The organism is Corynebacterium lactis RW2-5, from assembly GCF_001274895.1.
GTDB lineage: Bacteria > Actinomycetota > Actinomycetes > Mycobacteriales > Mycobacteriaceae > Corynebacterium > Corynebacterium lactis.
In genome coordinates, this window is record NZ_CP006841.1 from 903607 (window position 1) to 928602 (window position 24996).

Consider the following 24996-nt stretch of genomic DNA (forward strand, 5'->3'; position numbering starts at 1 on the left):
TTGTCATGGCTCAATTTGATGAAGTACAAGTTAATCGTAAGAGTTTTCTAGAATTGACCCCGACGGACGTCTACGCAATCGCTGCGCTGCGTACTGATGTCTTCTATCTCGAACAAAAATGCAGTGAGCCCGAGATGGATTGGCGCGATCTGGAGCCTAACGCCGAGCACTACTTTATTCGGGACAATGACGATACTCGTAGGATCATCGGGTACTTACGTGTAATCGCCACTGTCGATGAATCCGTCAAAGACTACCCGTTAACCATCGGACGGGTAGTAGTATCCTCGCAACACCGAGGAAGGTCCTTGTCTTCGCAACTGCTACAGGCAGCACTGACAGCTCATCAAGGTAAAGGTTTTGTGCTGCACGCTCAGACTCACGCCAAGGGCGTGTATAAGAAAGCCGGCTTCCGCGAGGTCGGTGAGACCTTTACGGAAGCCGGCATCGAACACATCACTATGGTTCGTGACGGGGACTAGCTATACAGTAACCTTCTGCGAGGTCAATTCACGGTTGAGCGCATCAATGCTCGATTTTGCATCTCCAATCAGCATGTCGGTGTTTTCGTTGAAGAACAGTGGATTCTGCACTCCGGAGTAACCCGAGCCTATCGAGCGCTTGAGCACAATGACGCGTCCGGCCTCCCACACCTTGAGCACCGGCATTCCTGCAATCGGGGAACCTGGCTGTTCCGCAATCGGGTTGACCGTGTCGTTCGCGCCAATCACCAGGACGACGTCGACCGAGTCGAAGTCGTCGTTGACCTCGTCGAGCTCCAGCACCACATCGTAAGGGACTTTGGCCTCTGCCAGCAGCACATTCATGTGGCCGGGTAGGCGACCGGCAACCGGGTGGATGCCGAAGATGACTTCCTTGCCGTCAGCGCGCAGGTTGCGGACCAAATCGGCGACCGCGTATTGAGCCTGAGCCACTGCCATTCCATATCCCGGCGCGATAAGAATCTTGTCTGCCGCGCGCAGAATCTCGGCGGTGTCCTCGTGGTTGACCTCGGTGTGCGTGCCCTCTAATGCGCTTGCCGACGAATCGGCCTCGGCCCCAAAGCCGCCGAGAATAACGTTGGCGAAAGAGCGATTCATGGCCTGGCACATGATGTAGGACAGGTACGCGCCAGAGGAACCGACCAGTGCACCGGTAATAATGAGCAGCGTGTTGCCCAGCATGAGGCCGGTGAAGGCTGCGGCCCAGCCGGAGTAGGAATTCATAATCGACACGACCACCGGCATGTCTCCGCCGCCGATGGCGACGACGAGATGCCACCCCAGGAAGAGCCCCAGTACCGTCACTGCGACCAGGCAGCCCCACGCGACCGAACCGTTGTCGGTGGCGATGAAGACGCCGAGTCCCGCAACTGTGACCAGCAGAATGACAACGTTGAGGATATTGCGGCCCGGCAGCAGCAGCGGAGCGCCCTTAATCTTCTCGGAGAGCTTCAGACCAGCAACGATGGAGCCCGTGAAGGTCACCGCACCGATGAAGATGCCCACGTAGACCTCTCCGAGGTGGAAGGCCTGGGCGTCGGCAGGCACCTCCTCGGCGAAGATGTAGGAGTTGAAGCCGATGAAGATGGCACCCAGGCCGACCAGGCCGTTGAACAGTGCGATGAGTTCGGGCATGCCGGTCATGGCGACCTTGCGGGCGCGCTGGATTCCGAAGACACCGCCGAGCCCCATGGCAACGGCGATGAGGATCAAGGTGACCAGTGGGCTCAGGTGGGTCTCCGGCTTCGTCGCCGAGGTGACCAGTGCCTGGAAAATTGCCACGATGACGGCCACGCCCATGCCGGCAATGCCGAGGGAATTGCCGCGTCGGGCGGTCTCGGGCTTAGACAAGCCGGAAAGTGCCATCAGGAAAAGGACCGCGGCGACGATGTAGCCGACGTTCGACAGGCGGTAGGTCCAGTCGAGCAGTGTTGTGGGATCGATGGAAGTCATGGGGAGCTTAAGCCTCCTCTTTCACGAACATGCCGAGCATGCGGTCGGTGACGGCGAAGCCACCGAAGATATTGATGGAGCTGACGACGATGGCGGCGAACGCGAGTCCTGAAACCAAAGGGTTTGCACTTCCTACCTGGAGGATCGCGCCGACCAGGACAATGCCTGAGATGGCGTTGGTCTCACTCATCAGCGGAGTGTGCAGGCGCGGAGTGACAGCGGAAATCACATAGAATCCCAGGACGATGGCCAGCGTGAGGACCATGAAGTTGGCGCTGACGCTGTGCGGTGCCGAGAGCAGAACTGCGAGGGCCAGCACACCGGTGATACCCAGGGCGATCTTGGCGCCGATTCCTCCGGAGCCCAAAAACCCGACCTTCTCGGGCTCGTGCTCGTGGAGTGCGGCTTGGTGCGCCTGCTGTTCCTGCAGAGGGGCGGCAGGAGTGACCGCGACCTTAATGGGCGGCGGAGGCCACAGGATATCGGACGCTGCTCCCGGCTGATTCGCCTTGGTGACGGTAATGCCGCGGACAATCTCGTCTTCGAGATCGAAAATCGGCTGCCCGTCCTTTTCAGGCGTGATCAGCTTGAACAGGTTGACGATATTCTGGCCATAAAGGGAAGAAGCCTGTGCCGGCAGTCGCCCGGCGAGGTCTGTGTAGCCGATGATGGTCACGCCGTTGTCGGTAACAATTGTCTTGCCGGGTACGGTCAGCTCGCAGTTTCCTCCACCCGCAGCTGCCATATCCACGATGACACTGCCGGGCTTCATGCCCGCGACATCATCGGCGGTCAGTAGGAGTGGAGAACGGCAGCCGGGAATGTTCGCGGTGGTAATGACGATATCCGCCAGTGCGGACTGCTCGGAGTAGAGCTTCGCTGCAGCCGCGGCCTGATCGTTTGTCATTTCCTTGGCATAGCCGTCTTCGGACTTTTCGGTCTCGGCTGGGATGGGAATGAATTCCGCGCCCATGGATTCGACCTGCTCACCTGCCTCAGGTCGGAGGTCGGTCGCCTTGACGACGGCACCCATCGAGTTTGCGGTACCAATCGCCGCAAGGCCTCCGACACCAGCGCCGATGACGTAGACAACCGCAGGAGGGAGCTTGCCTGCTGCCGTGACCTGGCCGGTGAAAAGGCGCCCGAAGGCCGATGCCGCCTCGACAACTGCGCGGTATCCGGAGATGTTGGCCATCGAGGACAGGACATCCATGGACTGCGCTCTGGAGATTCGCGGGACAGTGTCCATGGCGAGGGCGGTGACGTTCCTTGCAGAGAGCTCTTCCACCAGGTCCGCGTTACGGCCAGGGGCGAGCCTCGAGATAAGGATGGCCTCGTCGCGAAGCTTCTCACGGAACTGCTGCGGGGGAGTATCGAGCGTGACGACGATATCGCTGCCCCACACGGATTCGTCGACAACGGTGGCGCCTGCTGCCTCGTAGTCCGCGTCGCTAAATTTCGCCGCTAGGCCGGCGTTGGCCTGTACTGCCACGTCGTAGCCGAGTTTGATTAGCTTGCCGACGGTTTCTGGCGTTGCGGCCACGATTGTCTGCTGGGGATCGGGTTCTAAGGGGATGCCGATTCTCACTGGATTTCTCTTTTGCTTGAGTTCTGGGGTTCGTATTGTGTCGTGGGGCTCGCGGGGTCGTTGCGAACGGTCGATTTCGGTGTTCATCAAGGTATGCGCAACCGTTCGGGGGCAATGCCTCTTTCGAGGAATTAATGATGAAAATATTTGGATAACGGTGATGTAGTCGACTTTTGCTGTTGACTGCGGGGGTGATATGGGGGTGGTGAGTGCCTGGGTGTTAGCGACGGATGCGGTCTGATGCAAAGTGGGTGTGCCGCAATAATTTGGTTTCGGGGGTGGAGTGGGGTGGGTTTTTGTGCTCAGAGCCTGAGTGCGTGCTTGAAAAACTCTTATTTTTTATGAAGTTGCGTTTTACAATTCCTCCTATGGGTACCAATGCTCCGAAAAATGTTAATGTCACCGCGTCTGAGAATCTGCTGCCTGAGGCTGGGAGAGGGGCGGGCTTCCGAGGCTTTCGCCGAAAGGCGCTGGGTATGGCCATCGCGTCGGGAGTGGTCCTCGCAGGGCAGATTCCTGCTCAGGCATTGCCTCTTCCGTTCCAGCTGCCGGAGGGCAACGATCGCGTTGCGTCGACGGACTACTCGCAGTCGCCGATCGTTCAAAAGATTGGCGACGGTCTTGTAGACGTCATGTCGAATGGCGGGGAAAAAACCGCTCCGTACGCCCCGACGGCGGGAGCGATCCGCAACACTTTCGGAAACGTCGGCCCGCACCCGGTAGCCGTGACGCGTGAGCCGCTAACCTGCGATGGCCTGGTCTACACCGTTTACAACCAGGTTCTCCGAGAGCTGCACGGTCTCAACCAGACAACTGACTGCTACGACGTTTTCCCTGAGACTCTGACGGGGAATCCGGCAGGGGCGCAGCTGATTTACCCTGCTGATATCGGGTCAATGGAATCCGCACCGCTGATGATTCTCAGCCCGGGCATTGGTACTGAACCTGGGATGTACGACCGGCAGGCGCGCCTCTACGCCAGCCACGGCTACGTTGTCGCGATGGGCTACAACTTCACCAACTGGTTCGGTCCGCAGATGGTCCTCGCCGCTGCAACCGCGGCGGGAGCCAACACCGATGAGGACTCCGCGCTGCACAACAAGATTGATTTCTCGCGAACCCTTCTGGTGGGGCACTCTGCCGGTGGTGGATCGGCAATGTTCCTCAATAACTCTATGGATCCGGTGTTCAACAAGCTCGGATACAACATGGTGACCCGAGGGGTTGTAGCACTTAACCCGGGGCCGTCGGACTTCGGCAAGCTGTCCAAGCCTACGAATATCCCATTGCTCGTTGCTGTGGCAGAGCATGAGGATATCGTGCCCAAGGGAGGCGATCGCATCGGTTACTCGCGCGCCACCGGCCCGGCTTGGCTTGCAATGGTCAATGGCTCCTACCACGGAACGTACCTGGACCTTGCGGACAAGAACGCCTATGGTTCGCTGGTCCTATCGTTCTCGGAGTACTTGCTGGAGCGCAGCCCTCGCGCGGTCTCCGTCTACGAGGGCGATAACTTCTCGCTGGCGACCGACGCAGAGTTGAGCGGCGTCGAGCGCAAGGGAATCTAGCCCAAAAGCGGGCTTGTTGCCCGGATGCGGGCACCTATAGCATTGCCAGGATTCCCGGCACCGACAGCGCGGCTACGTAGTAGCCCATGAAAAGTACGCCCGCGTGTAGCCGCGCTAGTTTGATCAGCGCGCCTCCGGCCAGGCCAACGATGAGAGTCACGACGAGGCCGATGATTCCGCCCTCCCATAGGCTGACTACGGTCACAAGCCCGGTGAAGGCCGCGATGATAGCTTCGTGGCTAACTCGGGTGACCACGAACTTCGCAGCAGAGTGGGCGTAGCGCATGACAAACGGGTACGCGACTGCGACAGCGGCGAAGGCAGCCAACAGGCCGAAAATGAGGAATTCGCCCGTGGACAGCTCGGTCGAAAGGTTGTGAATCACGCCGGTTTCGCCGTTAGTCTCCCAGACAGGCGGTGCGTTGAACAGGGGCGCGGCAGGCCCCGCGGCTACCGGGCTAAGGGGGAGGCCGAACGCGATGAGGGGAATCAGCGACTCGGCCATGTAGGTCGACTCGGTTGTCGCATTCTTGGCCGCCACTGCCGTGGTTAGCCGCTGGTAGCCCTGTTTCACCCGGCTAGAGACCACCTCGCCCATCAGCACCGTCATTGCAACCGGGGAAAACACAAAAGTTGCGCTGGACACGGCGGAGGATAGGGAGATGGCTTTAAGCTGCGTGGCATCGAGGAAGCGTAACGGGGACGGATAGATAAGACTCTTTGCGTTGGTTCCGTTTGATTCCGGTGCCAAGTAGACGTTGGCGGGCGAGGAGGAGCGCGCAGCCCGGCGCATCCGGGGCAAGAGCATGCTCGCAAGCGCGAAAATCATGGGGCCGATGGCGATGCCGAGGAAGTAGCTGGTCGCAAGTTTGACCTCAAAGAGACTTGTGAACTTCTGCAGCCCCAGGATGAGGAGCACAAAGGGGATTAGCGCCAGCACAGCCCGCCAGCGTCCGGGGGCTGAGTAGGCGATGGCGACCGCCGCGAGCAGGAAGAGCCACGGGGCGATGGAAGAGATGAAGTCGCCGAAGGGCGAGAGGATCCAGGCGAACAGGACTGCCAGCGGAATTGAGATGACTGCGGCAATCGCTCCACCAGCCACGGCCTTGCGAAGTGCCAGGTGCTGTAGTCCGAGCGCACGCATGCGGTCAGCTTCCTCCATGAGAGGTACCGCCAGGGTGTCGCCCGGTATACCGAGGAGCATGGTCGGCACTGCGTGGGTCATGTGCTTCGAGATCGCACCCGCCAGGAAAAACGTGAATACACCGGCGGGCGGTACGCCTAGCAGAATGACTACGAGAGTCAGCGGTGCAATCGTGGCGGTCTCGTCAGTGCCGGAGACGACACCAATTAACGTGAACACGGCAGCGCCCACGAGGGCCATCGCCACTGCGATGGGCAGATCCGCGCCAAGGCTTCCAAAAAACTCGGTCACTTGCTGCCCCCAGTCTGCGAAGCCGAGCCATCAAACCATTCGGTCAGGCCGGCATCAGCGAGCTCCGCCCGCGACTGCTTTGAGGCTTCCTGGAGATCGCCGAGCCCCATGGGCTGGTCCGCAATCTCGGCGACGGCTTGCTGCACTCGGGTGACATCGTGGGAGTCCTCGGTGACCCGACGCGCAGGCGGGAACAACCAAGACAGGACAACACCGGCGAATACGCAGCCGACGAGTCCCGTGACCAGTGACCATGCCTTCGCCAGTTCCGGGTCAGCCACGAACGCGCCGATGAGTGCTCGGCCGCCGTACAGCCCGACAAGGGCGCAGACAATTCCGACGATGACGCCTACTGCCAATCGGACCCCGATGACAGTATCGCCCCACACGAAGAGGTATCCGTGAGGGGCATTCTCGGGAGAAGTTTTCATAGGAAAGAGTCTAAACCCGGTCCCGGATTGCCTCCTTGAGCGGGACAAGAAAAAAAGTTCCCAGCGCTCTATTCCGCGTTGGGAATGAGTCGCTCAGCGGCCTCGACAATGGCCTTGCGCTGCTGCTCGGTCAGACTAAAACCGTTGATGAAGTCGTTTGCCCAGAGTCCGTCGGAAATCATCTGCACTACGAACGCCGCGCATGCATCGGGGTTGGTGGCGATGTCGTCGGCAGGCGGGTTTCAGCGGCTTAGGTGACTGGCCCAAATTTCCCGTAGTTCGGGCTCGGAGGAGGAGTCGATGGCCATCATCAATTCGGCGCGGGTTGCTGTATTAAGCGATACCTTGAGGTTCGCCCGAAGCCGGTCGGCGGGGGAGAGCTTGTCAGCGGTGGCGCCTGCGGCTTCGATCAGCTCTTGCTCCCACTTTTCAGCCATGTACTGGTGTACGGCCCTGACCATGTCGTCGCGGGAGGGGAAGTGGTAAATCAAGCCGGATTTGCTCATCCCGCTGCGCGTCGCGACATTCTCGTAGGTCACATCCGACATTCCGGACTCCTCGATAATCTCGACAATTGTGTCGAGGATGAGCGTGCGCTTACTCGTGCGCATAGATGGTCTCCTTCGGATTGCCTCGGAACGCGACTGCGGTGGCGACGGCGGCCCCTAGGGAAAATACTGCCAGAACGACAAGAATCGAAAGGTACGCGCTGTCCAGGCCGCCGCGGGCGACGTCGGCAAGCGCGGGGGAGGAGAGAGCTTCATTCATGCTGGCGGTGACCCCGTGGGGCATGTGCCAGCTGTAGAACATGGGAAGCAAGCTGCCGGTTACTGCGACGGTGAGGAGCGTTCCGAACTCGTAGGAGACTTCCTCCATCGCCGAGGCCATGCCCGCCTTCGACGACGGCGCCGAGCCGATAATCGCGGTCGACGACACGGACATGACGGAACCAGATCCTGCGCCGAGTAGGACTAGCCCCGCTGCTGTGAGTGCGAATTGCCCGGTGGAAACACCTGCGAAAAGCGTCGCCAGCCCCGCCGAGATGGCCAGAAAGCCGCCCGAAATTAGCGTGCGGAACCCCACCTTGTGGAGCACCGCGCCGCCGAGGACCGACATGGGGAAAGATGCCACCGCCGCAATCGCGACGAGCAGGCCTCCGTGCAATGGGGAGTAGCCGGCGGACATCTGGAAGCGCTGCGTGGTCATCAGCTCTGCGCCAGCCAGCGCAAACATTGCGCATCCCGCAGCAAGAACACCGCCGGTGAACATCGGGGAGCGGAAGACTCGGAAGTCCAGCAGGGGCTCGGCCCACTTCGCTTGCCGATGCTGAAACGCCACGGCACCGATACCGCCCAGCGCGATCGCTGCTAGGAGCATCTCGGGATGCCTGTGGCCGGCGACTTCCTTAATCAGAAGAACGAGGCCGAGCATTGCCAGCATGGCGTAGAAGCTGGAGAGGAAGTCCCAGTGTTTAGTGAGGTCCGTCCGGTTCGCCGGAGCGAAGATAAGGGTGCCGACGATTGCCGCGATACTGACTGGGACGTTGATGAGGAAGATGGAGCCCCACCAGTAATGCTCCAGCAAGAATCCGCCCACGACCGGTCCTGCGGCTGCGCCGAGTGTTGCGGTAGCCGCCCAAATTCCGATGGCGGTACTCAGTTCTCGCGGATTGGGGAAGGTGATGCGGATCAGTGCCAGAGTTGCGGGCATCATTGTTGCCGCGCCGAGGCCTAAGAAAGCACGCGCTGCCACCAGTGACCACGCGCCGGGCGAAAAAGCGGCCGCTAGTGATGCCACGGTGAAGATTGCAAGACCGATGAGGAACATGCGGCGATGGCCGATGCGGTCGCCTAGTGTGCCGGTGCCCAGTAGCAGTGCCGACAAAACCAGGGGATAGGCGTTGATAATCCATAGGCCCTGTACCTCTGTGGTGTGCATTTGCTCTCGCAGCACGGGCAGGGCGGTGTAGAGGACGGAATTGTCCACGCCAATCAGGAATAGGCCCGCGCTGACGATTGCGAGGAACGACCATCGCCCTGCCGCCGATTCGGCACCGCGGGGCGCAGTACTCGGTGCTGAGGTGCTGGTTGTTTTTAGCATGTCATAACTGTAACGAACGTTCGGTTTAGTTTCAATCGGAGTATCTGACCGGCAAGTCTTCGATTTAAGACACAAAAGTAGTTCGAAAATAGCGCTCTAACCAGCGCTTTAAGGTGCATAAAGTAAGCCATGCCTTCCTCGGCAGGAGCCCCAAAAAGGTCTAAATTGGTGCTCATGGTCGAGGTACGAATTCACGGACGAGGAGGGCAGGGCGTCGTCACTGCCTCTGATCTCGTCGCAATGGCTGCTTTTGCCGAAGGGCGTCACGCCCAGGCATTCCCCTCATTCGGCTCTGAGCGCACCGGGGCTCCGGTCGTCGCTTACTGCCGAATTAGCGACAACGAAATCCGCACCCGCGAGCCGGTCCTCGAGCCGGATCTGCTTATCGTTCAGGACCCGACGCTGCTTCCAATTCTGGATGTCTTCTCCGGGCTTAACGACGACGGCTACGTCCTAATCAACTCGTCGAAGCGGAGCGCGGAGTTAGGGCTCTCGGAGCTCCAGGCGAGCCAGCCGGCCGGACATTTCATGACGATCCCGGCGACGGATATCGCCCGCGAACACACCGGCCGAACGGTTCCGAATGCTGTGCTCTTGGGCGGCATGGCCGCACTCACCGAGCTGATTGAGATGGAGTCGGTGGCCGACGCGATTATGCAGCGGTTCCCCGGGGTTGTCGGTGAGAAGAACGTCGCCGCAGCAAAGGCGGCATTTGACCTGGTGAATCGCAAGAAGTCCGAAGCGAAGGCGCAGGAGGCGTAGAGAAAATGCTCAAGCAAATTGAGGGCAGTCAGTCGGTCGCGCAGACCGTCGCGGCGTGCCGTCCCGAAGTTATCTGCGCGTACCCAATCTCGCCGCAGACCCATATCGTTGAAGCTCTGTCCGCACTGGTGAAGTCGGGAAATCTCGAAGGCTGTGAGTACGTCAACGTAGAGTCCGAGTTCTCCGCAATGTCGGCTTCAATCGGAGCTTCCGCAGCAGGCGCGCGAGCCTACACTGCAACGGCCTCGCAGGGTCTGCTCTACATGGTCGAGGCCGTGTATAACGCCTCTGGCCTGGGCCTTCCGATTGTGATGACGGTGGCCAACCGAGCTATTGGTTCGCCCATCAACATCTGGAATGACCATACTGACTCGATGAGCCAGCGCGACTCCGGGTGGCTGCAGCTTTACGCCATCGATAACCAAGAGGCTGCTGACCTGCATGTGCAGGCTTTTAAGATTGCCGAGGAACTTTCCCTGCCCGTCATGGTCTGCATGGATGGCTTCATTCTGACCCACGCTATGGAACAGGTCGATGTCCCCGAGGTTGCTGACGTGGACAAGTTCCTCCCGCCCTACGAGCCCCGCCAGGTCCTCGACCCCGCTGACCCCATCTCCATCGGCGCGATGGTCGGCCCCGAGGCCTTCACCGAGGTCCGCTATCTGGCGCACCACAAGCAGATGGAGGCCCTGAAGGTCATCCCGCGCGTGCAGAAGGAGTTCGAGGAAATATTCGGACGCTCCTCGGGAGGCCTGCTGCACGAGTACCGCACCGGCGACGCCGAAACGATTATTGTGTGCCTCGGCTCCGTCACCGGCACTCTCCGGGATGTAGTGGATGAGCGTCGGGAAGCGGGGGAGAAGATTGGCGTTCTGTCGCTGGTGTCCTTCCGCCCGTTCCCCTCTGAGGCGGTGCGCGAGGCGCTGAGCAAGGCCAAGCGATTCATCGTTTTGGAAAAGGCATTCTCGGTCGGCATTGGCGGCATCGTGTCTTCCCACTGCCGCGCCGCGATGAGAGGGCAGGCGTTCGTCTGCCACGAACTGATTGCAGGACTGGGCGGTCGCGACATTACGAAACGTTCGCTGCATGAGTACCTGGACAAGGCAGTTGTTGACGATGTCGCCGACACCACTTTCCTCGATCTAGACCACGAGCTGGTCGACCGCGAGCTAGAGCGCGAGACACTGGTCCGGCGCTCTGGCGCTATCCCAGAAAACCTTTTGAAGGACGTGTCCAACAAGGCCATGGTCGGTCACTACTCCGAGGAGACCCACAATGACTAGCGCGACCCCGCTTCCGACCCCGCGCTTTCGCGCCACGGAAATTCCCTCCCGCGAGGAAGCCAAGTTCTACCAGGTTGGCTCCTTCGCGGTAGGCAATCGCCTAGTGGAGGACGAGCTACGCTCTGTGCAGTCCGACACCGAACGTTTTAATTCACTGACCTCGGGGCACCGAGCCTGCCAGGGCTGCGGCGAGGCACTTGGTGCCCGCTGCGCGCTCGACGCTGCGGTTGCTGCCGCGGATAAAAAGGTAATCGCCGTCAACGCGACGGGATGCCTGGAGGTGTTTTCGACTCCGTACCCGGAAACGTCCTGGAATCTGCCGTGGATTCACTCGCTATTCGGCAACGCGGCAGCCGTGGCCACGGGAGTCCAGGCCGCTATGAAGGCGAAGGGGCGCCAGGACGTGCGTGTTATTGCCCAGGGTGGCGACGGCGGCACCGTCGACATCGGCTTCGGCCCGCTGTCCGGCATGTTTGAGCGTAACGACGATGTGCTCTACATCTGCTATGACAACGAGGCCTACATGAACACCGGTGTGCAGCGCTCCGGTGCGACCCCGCCGGCTGCCCGCACTGCAACGACCCAGCCCGTCGGCGAGCATCCGGGAAATACCTTCGGTCAGGGCAAGGATTTGCCTCGCATCGCTATGGCCCATGAGATTCCCTATGTCGCGACTGCAACCGTGGCTGACCTGCGGGACCTCGAGTACAAGGTCACCCGCGCGATGGAGTTTCGCGGTGCCCGCTACATTCACGTGCTCGTGCCGTGCCCGCTGGGCTGGGGATCGGCATCGAATCACACGCTAAAGGTGGCGCGTATGGCAACTCAGTCGGGCATGTTCCCGGTGTTCGAGGCTGAATACGGCGAGGTCACCTCGGTTGCGAAGATTCGCAGGCCGGTCCCGGTGACCGAGTACTTGAAACTGCAGCGCAGGTTTGCGCACCTGTTCAAGAAGGGTGCGGATCCGTCGGTAATCGAACAGCTGCAGGCCGGAGCAGATCGTAATATCCGCCGGTACAACCTCGTTGACGAAGAGGCTCTTGACCTGTTGGAAAAGCCCGTGGGGCCGTCGGCAAGCGATCCGGTGAGCGTGACGGACATCCCGCCTACAGGCCATCAGGTGCCGGTAGCCGGCCAGGATAACAACGAGCGTTAGGGAGGAAAGAGCAATGAGTAACCAGGAATCGCAGTCCGGCTCCGGCAAGGATGCCGCCCAGGACTCGATCAAGGGCGGTTCGAAGAAGACATTGTTGCCCTTTGCCATTTCGCTCGATGTCGGATCTTCGCTGGCGAACGAGACTGGCTCGTGGCGCACCGAGCGTCCGGTTTACGTTGATCTGCTGCCGCCCTGCAACAAGGCGTGCCCGACGGGGGAGAACATTCAGCAGTGGCTCTACCATGCGGAAGAGGGCCACTACGAGGACGCCTGGCGTGAAATCATGCGAAACAACCCTCTGCCTGCTGTGATGGGGCGCGTTTGCTACCACACTTGCCAGACTGCGTGTAACCGCGCACAGGTCGACGAGGCCGTCGGGATCAACGCGATTGAGCGCTTCCTCGGCGACAAGGCTATCGACGAGGGCTGGGCTCCAACTATCGCGTGCGATTCGACGGGCAAGAAGGTTCTAGTCGTGGGCGCGGGCCCCTCCGGTCTGTCCGCGGCGTATCACCTCGCGCTATTGGGGCATAGCGTCACAGTTCGAGATATGGCGGATAAGCCGGGCGGCATGATGCGCTACGGCATTCCGTCGTACCGACTTCCTCGTGAGGTCTTGGATGCGGAAATTCGCCGCATCGCGGATATGGGCGTGACGTTCGAGATGGGCGTCCGTGTTGGTGACCTTGCGGCTGCTCGTGAGGAATTCGACGCTGTGTTTACCGCTGTCGGCGCTGGTCTTGCCAAGAATATTGGTGTTCCGGCGGGTGAGGCGGCGCACGTGATGGATGCTATTGACGTGCTGGCCAATGTCGAGAAGAACGCCGATGCTGACACGGGCGTTCAGCCGCTGCTGGGCCGCACTGTTGTGGTCTACGGTGGCGGCAACACCGCTATTGATGCCGCGCGTACCGCTAAGCGTCTTGGTGCTGCTGATTCGGTGATTTTGTACCGTCGTACGCGTGAGCAAATGCCGGCCCACGATTCCGAGGTCCTGGAGGCCGAGGAAGAGGGCATCACCATGCGTTGGCTCTCCACGGTCAACCATGTCGAGGGTGGCACCATCAAAATTGAGAAGATGGAGCTGGACGAAAACGGCTTCCCGCAGCCGACCGGTGAGTACGAGGATTTGGCCGCGGATTCGTTGGTGATGGCACTGGGGCAGGAGTCCGATCTTTCGCTTTTCGACGGCGTTGACGACATCCACATCGATCGCGGCGTCGTTGCTGTGAATAATCAGATGATGACGGGACTGCCCGGTGTCTTCGCTGGTGGAGACATGGTTCCGAGTGAGAAGAACGTCACGGTGGCCATCGGGCACGGAAAGAAGGCTGCGCGCTATATCGACGCGTACCTCTCGGGTGCCGAGTATGAGCCGCCGGCGAAGCACGGTGATGCCACGATTGACCGCATGGAGACGTGGTACTACTCCGATGCGCCGCACAAGGTTCGCGCGAAGTTGGAGGGCGCTCGCCGCGCTTCGAACTTCGACGAGGTAGTGCAGGGTCTGGACGAGGAGTCGGCACTCTTTGAAGCGCGCCGTTGCATGAGCTGTGGCAACTGCTTTGGTTGCGATAACTGCTTCGGCGTGTGTCCGGATAACGCGGTGCTGAAGTTGGAGCCGGGCAAGTACGAGTTCAAGTACGACTACTGCAAGGGCTGCGGCGTCTGTGCCGAGGAGTGCCCGTGTGGTGCCATTTCGATGGTGCCGGAGGAGATTTAGCCTCCTCCGAACTCATCGGGCTGGCAGCGCTTCCGTCAGTCTTCGTCGGTTTTGGTCAGCGCTTTCCTGCGCCAGTCGGCGCCCGGTACATTGCCCGGTGCATTAGCTTCGGACGTTTTCCCCGATGACGGCGGGTACTGTCGGCGGTGCATCGCCGAACAGTTCCCGCTGGTATTCGTTCTGCTCGAATGTGGTTGCGTCGTTGTCTTTGATGCTGGCCACATTTGTGACCCTGCGCGTTGAGGCCTTTCCTCCGCCGTGCGTGTGAGAGCCTCCTTTGCTACTTAGCGCGTGGGCTAGGCCGCTTCGCCCGCTTTCCGACGGTGTCTTGCTGTGCAGCACCGACGTTCCTCCAGTGCCGGATTGCCCTGCACCCATCGTCGGCGTTCCGGCGCTGAGGCCGGGACGTGCAGCGCCTCCGAGTGGGGACGCACCGGGTGTGTTTGGCGACCCGGCCGAGAGCGGTGGGGCACCGAAAGGCTGTGAGCTAAGACTTCCCATGGAGGGGTATCGGGCAGTTGAGCCCAGGGCGCCGGACCTTGGGAACCCCGGAGTCGTCGAATTCCTCAGCGTCCCAGTCGGAAGATTTTGTGGATTGGAACCTCGAACGGTGGAGGGGGACATATGTGATGGTGACATGCCGTAGCTCTGGGTTCCAGTGGTCCGAGCGTGGCGAGGTGATGAACCGGCTGCCGCTGGTGTGATTCCTACAGGTGGTGGAACGTCGCTGAAGCGTGGCGAGGATGAACGTGCACTATTGCCGCCAGTGGTTGGGTAACCTGCCATGTTTCCTGTGCCTGAAGGTGTCACAGCGGGCGAGAAGGGCGTTGATGCTGGTTGCGACCCAGCGGAGCCGAGCCCACCAGTCGGTGAGGTTGGCATTGCCGAGTTCGAGCCAGTTTGCGGCGGGGTAGGGCTGCCACCGTGAGGCGTACCAGACATTGTGTTGGGTGAGTTGGGAATAAAGGCTCCGGCTGTGTTTGGGGCAGACGCGGTCTGCATGGTGCCGTTCATACCGTTAGGGGACAGGCCTGCCTGTGTGGCACCACCTAGCCCCGCAACATTGATTCCCGCAGTTGCAGCGGAGGTAGCTCCGCCGCCTCCGTCACCGGATACAAGATTGGGGATTCGTGGAATCGCAGTCTGGAGTTGCGCTGTATAGGGACCTGACAAGAATGCTGCTACCTCAGCTTGAGCGAACGCTTTTTGCGCTGCTGGGTTCTGGAGAGCCTTCGACTCGGCCTCAATCGCGCTGAGAGCCGAGATCGCCATGGTCTTAATCGCGGGAAGTGCGGTTAGATGTGAGGCCATGACTTCGGAGGACGCGGCAATGGAGGTGGCTCGCGCAGCGAGCCCGTTTAGCGAGGCATTTGCTGCGTTGAATACTTCGCCATGGTTTGAGGCGAGCAGATTGGATGACACGGTCGCCAGATCCGCGGCGAGGGTACTCATCGCTGCAGCGTACGAGGTCCAGTAGGCGATGGCGTCGCCGATTGCGCCGTCGTTCGTCGCTGTGAACATTTGAAGCAAGGTTGAGGCGTCGAAGGATGCCTCGGCGGATACCGGGACGGATGCGAATTCCAATGCGCCAGCGCTAAATGGCGGGCGCCTGTTAAAGAGAGCGACGGTCGAAGACAAAGACGATACTGTCTTGCTTTTTCCGTTTTCTGGATCGAAGTTTCGCAAAACTCGGGAAACTTCGGATTCGTGATCGCTCAGTACGCGTTTGAAATCGCCAAGGTTGGTAGAAGCCCAGGTGAGCTGTTCTCTTAGCGCTTGGCCAATTGAAACTGAACTTCCAGAACAACCGACGATGGCGCGACTGTGGTGATTAGCGACGGATTGAAGTGAAGGAACAGGCGAGTAGGCGGTTAGGGATGGTGCATGAATATTGCCCATCGCGTTCGCAAAACTGATGTTTTGGATATTCAAAATCGCTGAATCGATTGCTGGCAAAACTGCAGTAATCACATTTCCCCCTGTAGATAAGCCGAAATTACTGTGTTGACGCGGGAACATCCTTCGTTATGGAAGTCGTCGATAGTCAATCCGGTCGTATCGGTTACGAACCCGACGCTTCCCTTCGGAGTCTCGATCGTTGCCACGCAGCCGTTTTCTCCGGTTGGTGCATTTTGATGTGAAGTCACCCAGCTCAATTGGTCATCTTGGTGGGTGACAGGAGAAGTACCGAACATTCTCATCTCGATGTGATTCAGTGATTGGTACCAAATTGCTAGAGGGGAATTTGCTGCGTCGCGTATTACACAGCCTCTTTGTTGAGGTCTATCGATTTTGCTTGATGCTAACGATGTCTTGCGGAGACCCAACTTCTCCAACTTGGCCATTATCTCCGGATCGTCACAAGGATTCGTGAGTACGAAATCCGACGCAGCATAGTCGTAGTGACCATCGGGCCCCAGTCGGGCATCGCCGGGTTGCGCTGGCTCCCTCGGCGGTAGAACGCCTGGTGGGAGTCCATCTCGGCCAGCCACAGGTGCGTCGCGCCCATCCTTCGCGCCGGATTGCCCGATGCCTGTCTGTAAAGGCTGCTCAGATTGCCCATTTTGGGCTTGACCGCCAGCTGCCGAGCACCCCGCAACAGTCAGCGATCCGGCCGCCAATATGCTGATTAGCGTGGACATTCCTCTATCCACTTTCCCTCCCCAAACTTATTTTGTGTGTGCAGAAGTTATAACACCGTGGCCGGACTCATGCGCGTTGGATAAGAGCGTCGACAAGCGGAGCTGTGGATAACTTCGCGCTTGTGGACAACCTCGCCCAGAGAGGCCGGAAGGAGGGGACGAAAACGACGCAAAGGGCACACTTTGGCCGGCGCAGTCCGGAGGTTTCGCTAGACTGTGCAGTGCATTACAAACCACGGGAGTGCCAACCGATTTTCCGGCACTGAGAGGACGCTAGGAATCGAGCGTCGACCGGTCGAACCTGAGTCTGGGTAATTCCAGCGTAGGAAAGGGATGTGTCGCTCATGGCTTCACGCGTATCTGTATCTGCTCCGCCGAAGGAAGGCGAAGTAACTACCGGCCCCATTTACCGCAGCCACAAGCACTACAACGAGGTTGCCTTCAGCAACGATTTCGGTGAGGCCACTCTGCGTGTCCCCGTCCGTCGCATTGACCTGACGGATGGCACCCACTTTGATGCCTATGACACCTCGGGCATCTACACCGAGGAGTCTCCGGCGCTGAATCTGAAAGAGGGTCTAGCCAAGGTCCGAGATTCCTGGCCGTCGGCCCCGGCGGTCGCTGCCTCGGTCGATGCGCCTGCCGACGCGCCGAAGGTCCGTACGCAGCTGGCGTGGGCTCGCGCGGGAATCGTTACCCCGGAGATGGCCTACATCGCGGCTCGTGAAGGTGTTGACGTGGAGGTTGTCCGGGAGGAAGTCGCCGCTGGTCGCGCGGTTATTCCGGCGAATCACAAGCACCCGGAGATTGAGCCGATGATTATCGGCAAGCGTTTCGCCACCAAGGTCAACGCCAATATCGGCAACTCTGCGGTGACCTCATCGATTTCTGAGGAGGTCGAGAAGATGGTGTGGGCTACCCGCTGGGGTGCGGACACCATCATGGATCTGTCCACGGGCAAGGATATCCACGAGACCCGCGAGTGGATCCTGCGTAACTCTCCGGTGCCGGTCGGCACTGTGCCAATCTATCAGGCGCTCGAGAAGGTCAAGGGCGATCCGGCGAAGCTGACCTGGGAAATCTACCGCGACACCATCATTGAACAGTGCGAGCAGGGCGTGGACTACATGACGGTCCACGCGGGCGTGCTGTTGCGCTACGTCCCGCTGGCGGCCAATCGCGTGACCGGTATCGTCTCCCGCGGAGGCTCCATTATGGCCGCGTGGTGCCTGGCTCACCACAAGGAGTCCTTCCTCTACACGCGTTTCGCAGAGCTTTGCGACATTCTCGCTCAGTACGATGTCACCTTCTCCCTCGGCGACGGCCTGCGTCCCGGCTCTATCGCGGACGCCAACGATGAGGCGCAGCTAGCAGAGCTGCGCACCCTCGGCGAGCTGACCAAGATCGCGAAGTCACGCGGCTGCCAGGTCATGATTGAGGGCCCGGGCCACGTGCCGATGCACAAGATTGCCATCAACGTGAAGTGGGAAGAGGAGTGGTGTGAGGAGGCACCCTTCTACACTCTCGGCCCGCTGGCTACAGACATCGCGCCGGGCTACGACCACATCACCTCCGCCATCGGCGCCGCAATCATCGCGCAGGCCGGCACCGCGATGCTCTGCTACGTCACCCCGAAGGAGCACCTGGGTCTGCCGAACCGCGACGACGTCAAGGTTGGCGTGATTACTTACAAGATTTCCGCTCATGCAGCGGACCTGGCCAAGGGGCTGCCGTGCGCACAGGAGCGCGATGACGCTCTGTCGAAGGCTCGCTTTGAGTTCCGTTGGCACGACCAGTTCGCGCTGGCTCTCGATCCGGATACCGCGCTGGATTACCACGATGAAACCCTGCCGGCGGAACCCGCAAAGACTGCGCACTTCTGCTCTATGTGTGGGCCGAAGTTCTGCTCGATGCGCATCTCCAAGGATGTGCAGGACTACGCCAAGGAAAACGGGCTGGATTCCGTGGAGGCCATCGAAGCCGGTATGGCCGAGAAGTCGCAGGAATTCACCGATGCCGGCGGCCGCGTCTACCTTCCGATTGCCTCGGAGTAGTCGCCTGAACATCCCAATCGCGCCGCTATGAAACCAATCACATAGCGGCGTGACCAGCGAAAGTGCTCGCAGACCGGATCGCAAGCAGCGGCGAGCATTATTCGCTTCCGGCAATACCACTATTCTTGATTGAGTTGCGTTCGTTGTCACCAGTTAGAGGAATAGTTGAGCAGGCACAGATTGGCTGATTCGCGTCGCGCAGTACGTCATCGCGAGAGCACTCCGCGAGTGATGAACGGGGCCTTAATCCTGTTGGCGCTTGTCACAGGTGGCCTACTTTCCTGGATTTGGCATGGTCGCGTGCAGCCGGATGACTGGGCCTCGCTGTGGATTGGAGGGATGCTCGTCGAAGGCGGGCAGGGCGCACACCTCTACGATCATCATCCGGAAGATTTCTCCGCGATGTCCGGGCAGCCCTGGCTGGATGCCGCCGCCCAGGTGCCATCACCGTTCCCGCATCCTTTCGTGCAAAATCCGCTCGTCGCATACGCGATTGCCCTACTCACAAAGGTGATGTCTTTCGAAGCGTCCGTGACGTGGCTGCTGTTCCTATCGGGCTTTTGCCTCGTCGTGCTGGTGGCGAGTGCATACAATTTGTGGTTCCGATCCACGATGCCCTGGGGAATTGCAGCGGTAGCAGTTGCCGCGGTTTCGACCCTGCCGACGACCATTAATTCGCTGTGGCTAGGACAAACCACGCCGCTGATCGTTGCGGGCGTTGCCTATGGAATTGCCGCGTCCAGGTCACGTCCGTGGCTAGCGGGAATCCTGCTGGGCATTGTGGCGATGGTCAAGCTGACCCCGATCGCCCTCATCGTCGTGATGGCCTTTTTCGCTTCCCGACGTCTCACCGCCTATTGGGGTGCCGGCACTGCTGTGCTGCTTGGGGCCTCAACGTGGCTTTTCGTAGATAGCCATATCGTTTCCACGTGGCTGGAGCGCATTAGTGAAATTGGTAGTGCGGTTCTGGTCGGCCCCGTAAATCAGTCTCTGGCCTCAATCATTGCGTCGGAAAGCGTTGGTGCGACCTACTTGGTGACGGTGGCGGAAAACTACCCTGCGAGTGCGAAGCTGCTGCCCGCAATCCTAGCTTTGGTCATGACACTGATTGCCGTTGCAGTGGCGTGGTGGAATAGGAAATTCCGCTTCGAAATCCTCATTGTGAGTGCCTGGGGAATCGCAATTGCGTTTTCCTCGATTGTGTGGACTCACTACATGCTTTCTCTGGTGCTCTTCGCGACCGGATTCATCGCGATGTCGGGCTCGCGGCTCACTCGTCAGTGGCCATACCTCGGCGTGGCTGGGCTAGTGGTGCTGCTGAGTTTCCCGGTGACTAATCCCATCGCTGCTACGCCTATGACTGCGGGTTTCGCCTACTCCGGAATCACGGCCATGATTGGGGCCGGTGTGTTCCTCGTCGCTGTCGGAGCGCTGCATGCTGCGGCAACGAATCACGTAAACCGCGCGGAACCGATGGTGCTTTTCGACGCCGTTTCGCGCGTCGTTAAGCGAGGGAGGATGCGTGCTCCCGATGGGGAACAGGTAACTAAGGCCTAGCGGCTGAGCATTGTGACGATGTCGCGGGCGGACATGTCGGAGTGGACCTCGTGTGCGTCGCGGTCGACGTGGTGACCGAAGTGGACTGCGTTGGCGTGAGCGTCGTCGTGGTGGACGATGGCTTCGCGGAGCGACATGGCAAAGTGGGGGCGCTTGCGGTCGAAGGAACGCGGGAAGTGGTGTGCGAGGCTCAAGTCGTGTCCTTTTCTCTGCGGATGTTTGTTTAGGCCGTGTGGGCCATGCATGTCCGGAAGTGGTTTTCCCTTCCGTTTTGTCACTTTATGCCCGAATATCTGTGAAAAACAGTCAAGGTGGTGAATTTTCGGCCGAAAGTGACTGATTAGATGCCCGTTCCCAACATGAAAGGTGAATCACATTCCTTTGGCAAGTGATGGAAAAATCGCAGATATTGGCAGTTGATTACCGTGGCTTCCTGCCGGAGAGCCGGAGCTTTATACAATGAAGAAAACGCCCCTTGGGTGGCACAATGCCGCAGCTCAAGGACGCTGAATCAAGGCCCCGAAGAAGTAAGGCTAGAGGAGCACATGACTGACACGCAGCAGAAAGCCCAACGCGGAGACTTTCGTTCGGTTCCGGCTACGGCGAAGGCGCACGCGCAGGATTTGATTGAGTTTGTCCAGGCATCGCCGAGCTCCTTCCACGCTGCCACGCAGGTCGTAGAGCGGCTGGCGAAGGCCGGAGCAATGGTCGTCGACGAAGCGGGGCAGTGGCCGAGTGCACCGGGCGCGTACGTCATGCGCCGCGACGGCGCGGCTGTGGCCTGGATTGTCCCGGAAAAGCGAGATTCCCTCGAAGGCTTCCGTATCGTCGGCTCGCACACTGACTCGCCCGGGTTTCGAGTGAAGCCTTATCCTGCAGCAGCTTCCGTCGGCTACGCGCAGGTTGCGGTCGAGGTCTACGGCGGCGCGCTGCTGGGCAGCTGGACCGACCGCGAAATCGAGTTCGCAGGCCGAGTGATCGACCGAGAGGGCAAGGAGCACCTGGCCCGCACCGGTCCGGTCGCCCGAATCCCGCAGCTGGCAATCCACATGAACCGCGGTGTCAACGAAGAGGGCCTGAAGCTCCACCGCCAAAACGAGACCACGCCGGTTATCGGGCTGGAGACTTTCGGCGCGGACATCTTCGACACCATCGCCGCAGCTGCGGACCTCGACCGGGATGACATCGTCGCCTGGGACCTCATCTCCTGCGATACACAGCCTCCGCGGATCTTCGGCACTCACGGCGAGCTGCTCGCCTGCGCCCGCCTGGACAACCTGCTCAGCGTGCACTCTTCGCTCGTCGCCTTCGAGGCCCTGCTCGCCGATGGCCTCACCTCGCCGGACACCACGCTGCACACCGTGCCTGTGATGGTCGCCTTCGACCACGAGGAGGTCGGCTCCGCCACCACAACCGGTGCCGCAGGCCCGCTGCTTTCCGACGTCCTCACCCGCATTGCGGTCAGTCTCGGCTGCGATCTCGAGCGCACTCAGCAGCTCTACCGAGGCTCGGTGTGCCTGTCCGCCGATGGCGCCCACGGCGTTCACCCCAACTACGTTGGCGAGCATGAGCCGGGGCACCGTCCCCAGCTGAACGAGGGGCCGGTCATCAAGATCAACGCCAATCAGCGATACGCCACAACAGCCGCCGGGCAGGCCGAGGTGATCCGGATTGCGAGGGCGGCGTCGGCACGCATTGGGCAGGACATTCCGGTGCAGAGCTTCGTGTCGGCCAACCACAAGCCCTGCGGGTCGACCATCGGCCCGATCACGGCGACGAGACTGGGCATCGACACGGTGGATATCGGCGCGGCGATGCTGTCTATGCACTCGGCCCGCGAGATGTGCGGCACTGTCGACCCCTGGTGGCTGGCGGAGCTCAGCCGCGAGTTCTGGGTCTCGTAGGCAAGCCCCGCCGAGGGGACACCTCGAGTGCGGCAGTTGCGGCGAGGGTCAGAGTTTTGCCCGGGACTTTGACATAGTGCAGCGGGTTTTCTGTAAAGCTAGGTATATGACTGATGCTAATGACACTTTGCCGTCACACCGCCTGGAAGTCCCCATTGACGAAGCGGTGGGGTGGCGTCGAACGCTGCATCAAAACCCGGAGTTGAGCTTCCGCGAGTATCAGACTTCGGACATGATTGAGGACTTGCTGGGACAGTGGGACATCCCCACCTATCGGCTCACTCCGACATCGGTTATTGGTGTCATCGAGGGCACCGCCGACGATCCGAAGACCGGCCGCGTCATCGGATATCGCGCAGACATCGATGCTCTGCCGATTCAGGAGGAAACCGGACTGGAATACGCCTCCCGTAACCCAGGCGTAATGCACGCCTGTGGCCACGACATGCACACGGCTATGCTGCTGGGCACCGCGAAGGTGCTGTCGGGAATGCGTGACAAGCTCCATGGCAAGGTTCTCTGCATCTTCCAGCACGCCGAGGAAATGCTGCCAGGCGGCGCTCGCGAGCTGGTGGAGAAGGGCGCAGCGGATGATCTCGACGAGGTCTACGCATTCCACGTCGCCCCGCATCCTGTGGGGCACGTCGGAATCTGCCGGGGGCGCGTGTCCACCATGTCGGGGATTGTGTCCATTTCCATTCGTGGCCGCGGCGGGCACTCCTCGAATCCGCAGCTGTCCATCGATCCGGTACTCATCGCCAGCGAGGCGACAATCATGCTGAACACGATTGTCTCCCGCGATCTGGACCCGAAGCACATGAATATTGTCAATGTCGGCTCGCTGCACGCGGGTGAGGCTGGCAACGTCATCCCGGATACTGCGAACCTGGAGGTCTCCATCCGTTCGGTTGATGAGACCGACTGGGAAGCCGTCTGCCAGCGCATTGAGGCGATTGTCAACGGTGTCTGCCAAGCGCACGGTGCGCAGGCCACATTCGACTGGCAGATTCCGTACCCGATGGTCGTCAACGCCGATCTTGCCGTCAACCGTGCTTGGCACGCCGCGACCAAAGCAGTCGGAGATGCAAAAGTTTTCGCGGCCGACCCGTGGGCGCCCTCGGATGACTTCTCCTACTTCTCGCGTGAGGTCCCGGGCTGCTACATGTTCCTCGGAACCGGCGGCCCCGAAGTTGGAAACCCGTACTTCCTGCATAATTCCAGGTTCAAGGTCGTCGAGCGAGCGATGATTTCGGGGATGCGCACAGAAATCCAGATTGCACTCGATGCGCTGGATCCCTCGGCACCGACCCCGCCGGAGATGCCCGAGACGAAGAAGACCATGCCGTCGGCGGGCTCGGTCGCGCAGCGCCCGCGCAACCCCGGCCTGGGCACCCCGCAGTCTCGCGCGGGTGAGGTTCGAACCACTGCGCAAGATCAGTCCACGTCAGCCCCGGTATCCGGTGAGCCGACCCCGCCCGCATCAGGAGAGGATGCATAGGACAATGTCAGTCCAATCTCACACCCCATCATCGTCCACTCCCGATTGGGCCAAGTGGGCCATCGGTTGGCACGTCTATCCGCTGGGGTTCGTCGGAGCGCCCGTCCGTGACAAGAGCTCCGAAGGGGCCGGGGAGGGCGTGTCGGCCGGGCGCATCCGCAAGCTGATCAACTGGCTCGACTACGTTCAGCAGGCCGGATTCAACGCGCTTCAGCTTGCGCCGGTCTTCCAGTCGACCACGCACGGTTACGACACCGAGGATTACTACAGCATCGACTCCAGGCTCGGTTCGGAGGAAGACATCGCCGCCGTTATCGCCGCGGCGCACGAGCGCGGAATCAAAGTGCTTTTCGACGGTGTTTTCAACCACATTGGCCAGGAAGCACCGGCTTTGAACGCGGCGCTGTCGGACCCGGAATCCTCCGAGGCGGAGCTGTTTGCCCTGCGGCACACGGAAAATGGCCCCGAAGTAGATGTCTTCGAGGGGCACTCCGGATTGGTTGAGTTCAACCACGACAGCCCCGCGACCGCCGAATTCGTCATCGACGTGATGGACTACTGGCTCAGCCGCGGCGTGGATGGGTGGCGCCTCGACGCCGCGTATGCGGTGGACCCGAAGTTCTGGGCGAAGGTTTTGCCGGAGATCCGGAGCAGGCACCCGCATGCCTACATCTACGGCGAGGTAATCCACGGTGATTACCCGAAGATCGTCGAGGAATCCTCCATGGACGCCGTCACCGAGTACGAGCTGTGGAAGGCCATTTGGTCCTCGCTAAAGGAAGAAAACTTCTTCGAGCTGGAGTGGACTCTCAAACGCCACAACGGCTTTATGGATTCTTTCGTGCCTGTGACCTTCGTCGGAAACCACGATGTTACTCGTATTGCCACGCAGGTCGGCGCACCGAAGGCAGTGTTGGCAGCGACTGTACTGTTCACGGTCGGTGGAATGCCGCTGGTTTACTACGGCGACGAGCAAGGATACACGGGTACAAAGGAGGAACGTGAAGGTGGTGACGACCAGGTGCGCCCCGAGTTCCCGTCCTCCCCGGAGGAGTTCTCTTCACTGGGGGCGGAGGTATTCGAGGCCTACCAGCAGCTCATCGCGCTGCGTCGGCGTTTCCCGTGGCTTTACTCCGCTCGCGTTGAGGTAGAGGAAGTCCGAAACGGCTACCTCCGCTACCGCGCGCAGGCCACTGATCCCGAGCTGCTGGGAGACCAGGGGATCTCTGGGGCCGGGGCCGACATGCCCACGCTGACAGTGACCTTAAACGTGGAAAACGGTGCCACCGAAGCGCACGTAAGCGCCGGTGACACCGTAGAGTTTTCCTACCCCTACTGAG

20 protein-coding genes are annotated in these 24996 nt (G+C 60.3%); 11 read left to right on the top strand and 9 right to left on the bottom strand.

The annotated features are described in order from the left end of the window. The first annotated feature begins 5 nt into the window (after positions 1–5). A complete protein-coding gene (locus CLAC_RS03930; RefSeq protein ID WP_053411791.1) occupies positions 6–482 on the top strand; it encodes a GNAT family N-acetyltransferase in 477 nt (158 codons plus the stop codon). On the opposite strand, the gene CLAC_RS03935 is transcribed toward CLAC_RS03930, so the two are convergent. Continuing rightward, entirely contained in the window at positions 483–1955 is a 1473-nt protein-coding gene (locus CLAC_RS03935) for an NAD(P)(+) transhydrogenase (Re/Si-specific) subunit beta (protein ID WP_053411792.1), read from the bottom strand. A gap of 7 nt (positions 1956–1962) precedes the next feature. Further along, positions 1963–3543, bottom strand: coding sequence for a Re/Si-specific NAD(P)(+) transhydrogenase subunit alpha (locus CLAC_RS03940; RefSeq protein ID WP_053411793.1), 1581 nt, complete (start codon positions 3541–3543; stop codon positions 1963–1965). Between the two features lie 368 nt (positions 3544–3911). Between CLAC_RS03940 and CLAC_RS03945 the strand changes: the two genes are divergently transcribed. Continuing rightward, positions 3912–5111 (top strand): alpha/beta hydrolase, encoded by a 1200-nt coding sequence (locus tag CLAC_RS03945; protein ID WP_053411794.1) that lies wholly within the window; start codon positions 3912–3914, stop codon positions 5109–5111. Between the two features lie 34 nt (positions 5112–5145). Here the strand turns inward: CLAC_RS03945 and CLAC_RS03950 are convergent, their stop codons facing one another. The 4 genes from CLAC_RS03950 to CLAC_RS03965 all read right to left on the bottom strand — a co-directional run bounded on the left by CLAC_RS03950 (position 5146) and on the right by CLAC_RS03965 (position 9077). Then, positions 5146–6546, bottom strand: a complete 1401-nt coding sequence (locus CLAC_RS03950; RefSeq protein ID WP_245621964.1) for a tripartite tricarboxylate transporter permease — start codon at positions 6544–6546, stop codon at positions 5146–5148. Continuing rightward, complete coding sequence (locus tag CLAC_RS03955) at positions 6543–6977, bottom strand: hypothetical protein (RefSeq protein ID WP_053411795.1); 435 nt, start codon at positions 6975–6977, stop codon at positions 6543–6545. Before CLAC_RS03955 ends, CLAC_RS03950 begins: the two co-directional genes overlap by 4 nt. A 242-nt stretch (positions 6978–7219) precedes the next feature. After that, entirely contained in the window at positions 7220–7588 is a 369-nt protein-coding gene (locus CLAC_RS03960) for a TetR/AcrR family transcriptional regulator (RefSeq protein ID WP_245621965.1), read from the bottom strand. Next, positions 7575–9077 carry an MFS transporter gene (locus CLAC_RS03965; protein WP_082313092.1) on the bottom strand — a complete coding sequence of 501 codons (1503 nt, stop codon included), beginning with the start codon at positions 9075–9077 and terminating at the stop codon, positions 7575–7577. The genes CLAC_RS03960 and CLAC_RS03965 overlap by 14 nt, the downstream gene beginning before the upstream one ends. Before the next feature lie 174 nt (positions 9078–9251). Here CLAC_RS03965 and CLAC_RS03970 point away from each other — a divergent pair, with 174 nt between their 5' ends. The 4 genes from CLAC_RS03970 to CLAC_RS03985 are packed head-to-tail and all read left to right on the top strand — an operon-like array spanning position 9252 to position 14001. Next, positions 9252–9839: a 2-oxoacid:acceptor oxidoreductase family protein gene (locus CLAC_RS03970; protein WP_053411796.1), complete on the top strand. Its 588-nt coding sequence runs from the start codon at positions 9252–9254 to the stop codon at positions 9837–9839. A 5-nt stretch (positions 9840–9844) separates the two neighbouring features. After that, positions 9845–11122 (top strand): transketolase C-terminal domain-containing protein, encoded by a 1278-nt coding sequence (locus CLAC_RS03975; RefSeq protein WP_053411797.1) that lies wholly within the window; start codon positions 9845–9847, stop codon positions 11120–11122. Beyond that, positions 11115–12278: a thiamine pyrophosphate-dependent enzyme gene (locus CLAC_RS03980; RefSeq protein ID WP_082313094.1), complete on the top strand. Its 1164-nt coding sequence runs from the start codon at positions 11115–11117 to the stop codon at positions 12276–12278. The genes CLAC_RS03975 and CLAC_RS03980 overlap by 8 nt, the downstream gene beginning before the upstream one ends. A 13-nt stretch (positions 12279–12291) precedes the next feature. Continuing rightward, entirely contained in the window at positions 12292–14001 is a 1710-nt protein-coding gene (locus CLAC_RS03985) for an NAD(P)-binding protein (protein ID WP_053411798.1), read from the top strand. Positions 14002–14103: 102 nt separating this feature from the next. On the opposite strand, the gene CLAC_RS12610 is transcribed toward CLAC_RS03985, so the two are convergent. Together CLAC_RS12610 and CLAC_RS12615 are read right to left on the bottom strand one after the other, a co-directional pair. Then, positions 14104–15522: a hypothetical protein gene (locus CLAC_RS12610; protein WP_169750324.1), complete on the bottom strand. Its 1419-nt coding sequence runs from the start codon at positions 15520–15522 to the stop codon at positions 14104–14106. Positions 15523–16345: 823 nt separating this feature from the next. Further along, on the bottom strand, positions 16346–16564 hold the full coding sequence (locus tag CLAC_RS12615; protein WP_156324768.1) for a hypothetical protein: 219 nt from the start codon (positions 16562–16564) through the stop codon (positions 16346–16348). Between the two features lie 423 nt (positions 16565–16987). On the opposite strand from CLAC_RS12615, the gene thiC reads away from it, so the two are divergent. Further along, complete coding sequence (gene thiC, locus CLAC_RS03995; protein ID WP_053413252.1) at positions 16988–18697, top strand: phosphomethylpyrimidine synthase ThiC; 1710 nt, start codon at positions 16988–16990, stop codon at positions 18695–18697. Between the two features lie 165 nt (positions 18698–18862). Next, a complete protein-coding gene (locus tag CLAC_RS04000) occupies positions 18863–20254 on the top strand; it encodes a glycosyltransferase family 87 protein (protein ID WP_245621966.1) in 1392 nt (463 codons plus the stop codon). Here CLAC_RS04000 and CLAC_RS04005 read toward each other — a convergent pair. Further along, on the bottom strand, positions 20251–20448 hold the full coding sequence (locus CLAC_RS04005; RefSeq protein WP_053411801.1) for a hypothetical protein: 198 nt from the start codon (positions 20446–20448) through the stop codon (positions 20251–20253). The genes CLAC_RS04000 and CLAC_RS04005 overlap by 4 nt on opposite strands. A 351-nt stretch (positions 20449–20799) precedes the next feature. Between CLAC_RS04005 and CLAC_RS04010 the strand changes: the two genes are divergently transcribed. From CLAC_RS04010 to CLAC_RS04020, 3 genes are all read left to right on the top strand, one after another. After that, a complete protein-coding gene (locus CLAC_RS04010) occupies positions 20800–22158 on the top strand; it encodes a M18 family aminopeptidase (protein WP_053411802.1) in 1359 nt (452 codons plus the stop codon). 106 nt (positions 22159–22264) lie between these two features. Next, a complete protein-coding gene (locus tag CLAC_RS04015; protein WP_053411803.1) occupies positions 22265–23656 on the top strand; it encodes a M20 metallopeptidase family protein in 1392 nt (463 codons plus the stop codon). A 4-nt stretch (positions 23657–23660) separates the two neighbouring features. After that, positions 23661–24995, top strand: a complete 1335-nt coding sequence (locus tag CLAC_RS04020; RefSeq protein ID WP_245621967.1) for an alpha-amylase family protein — start codon at positions 23661–23663, stop codon at positions 24993–24995. Position 24996 lies beyond the last annotated feature (1 nt).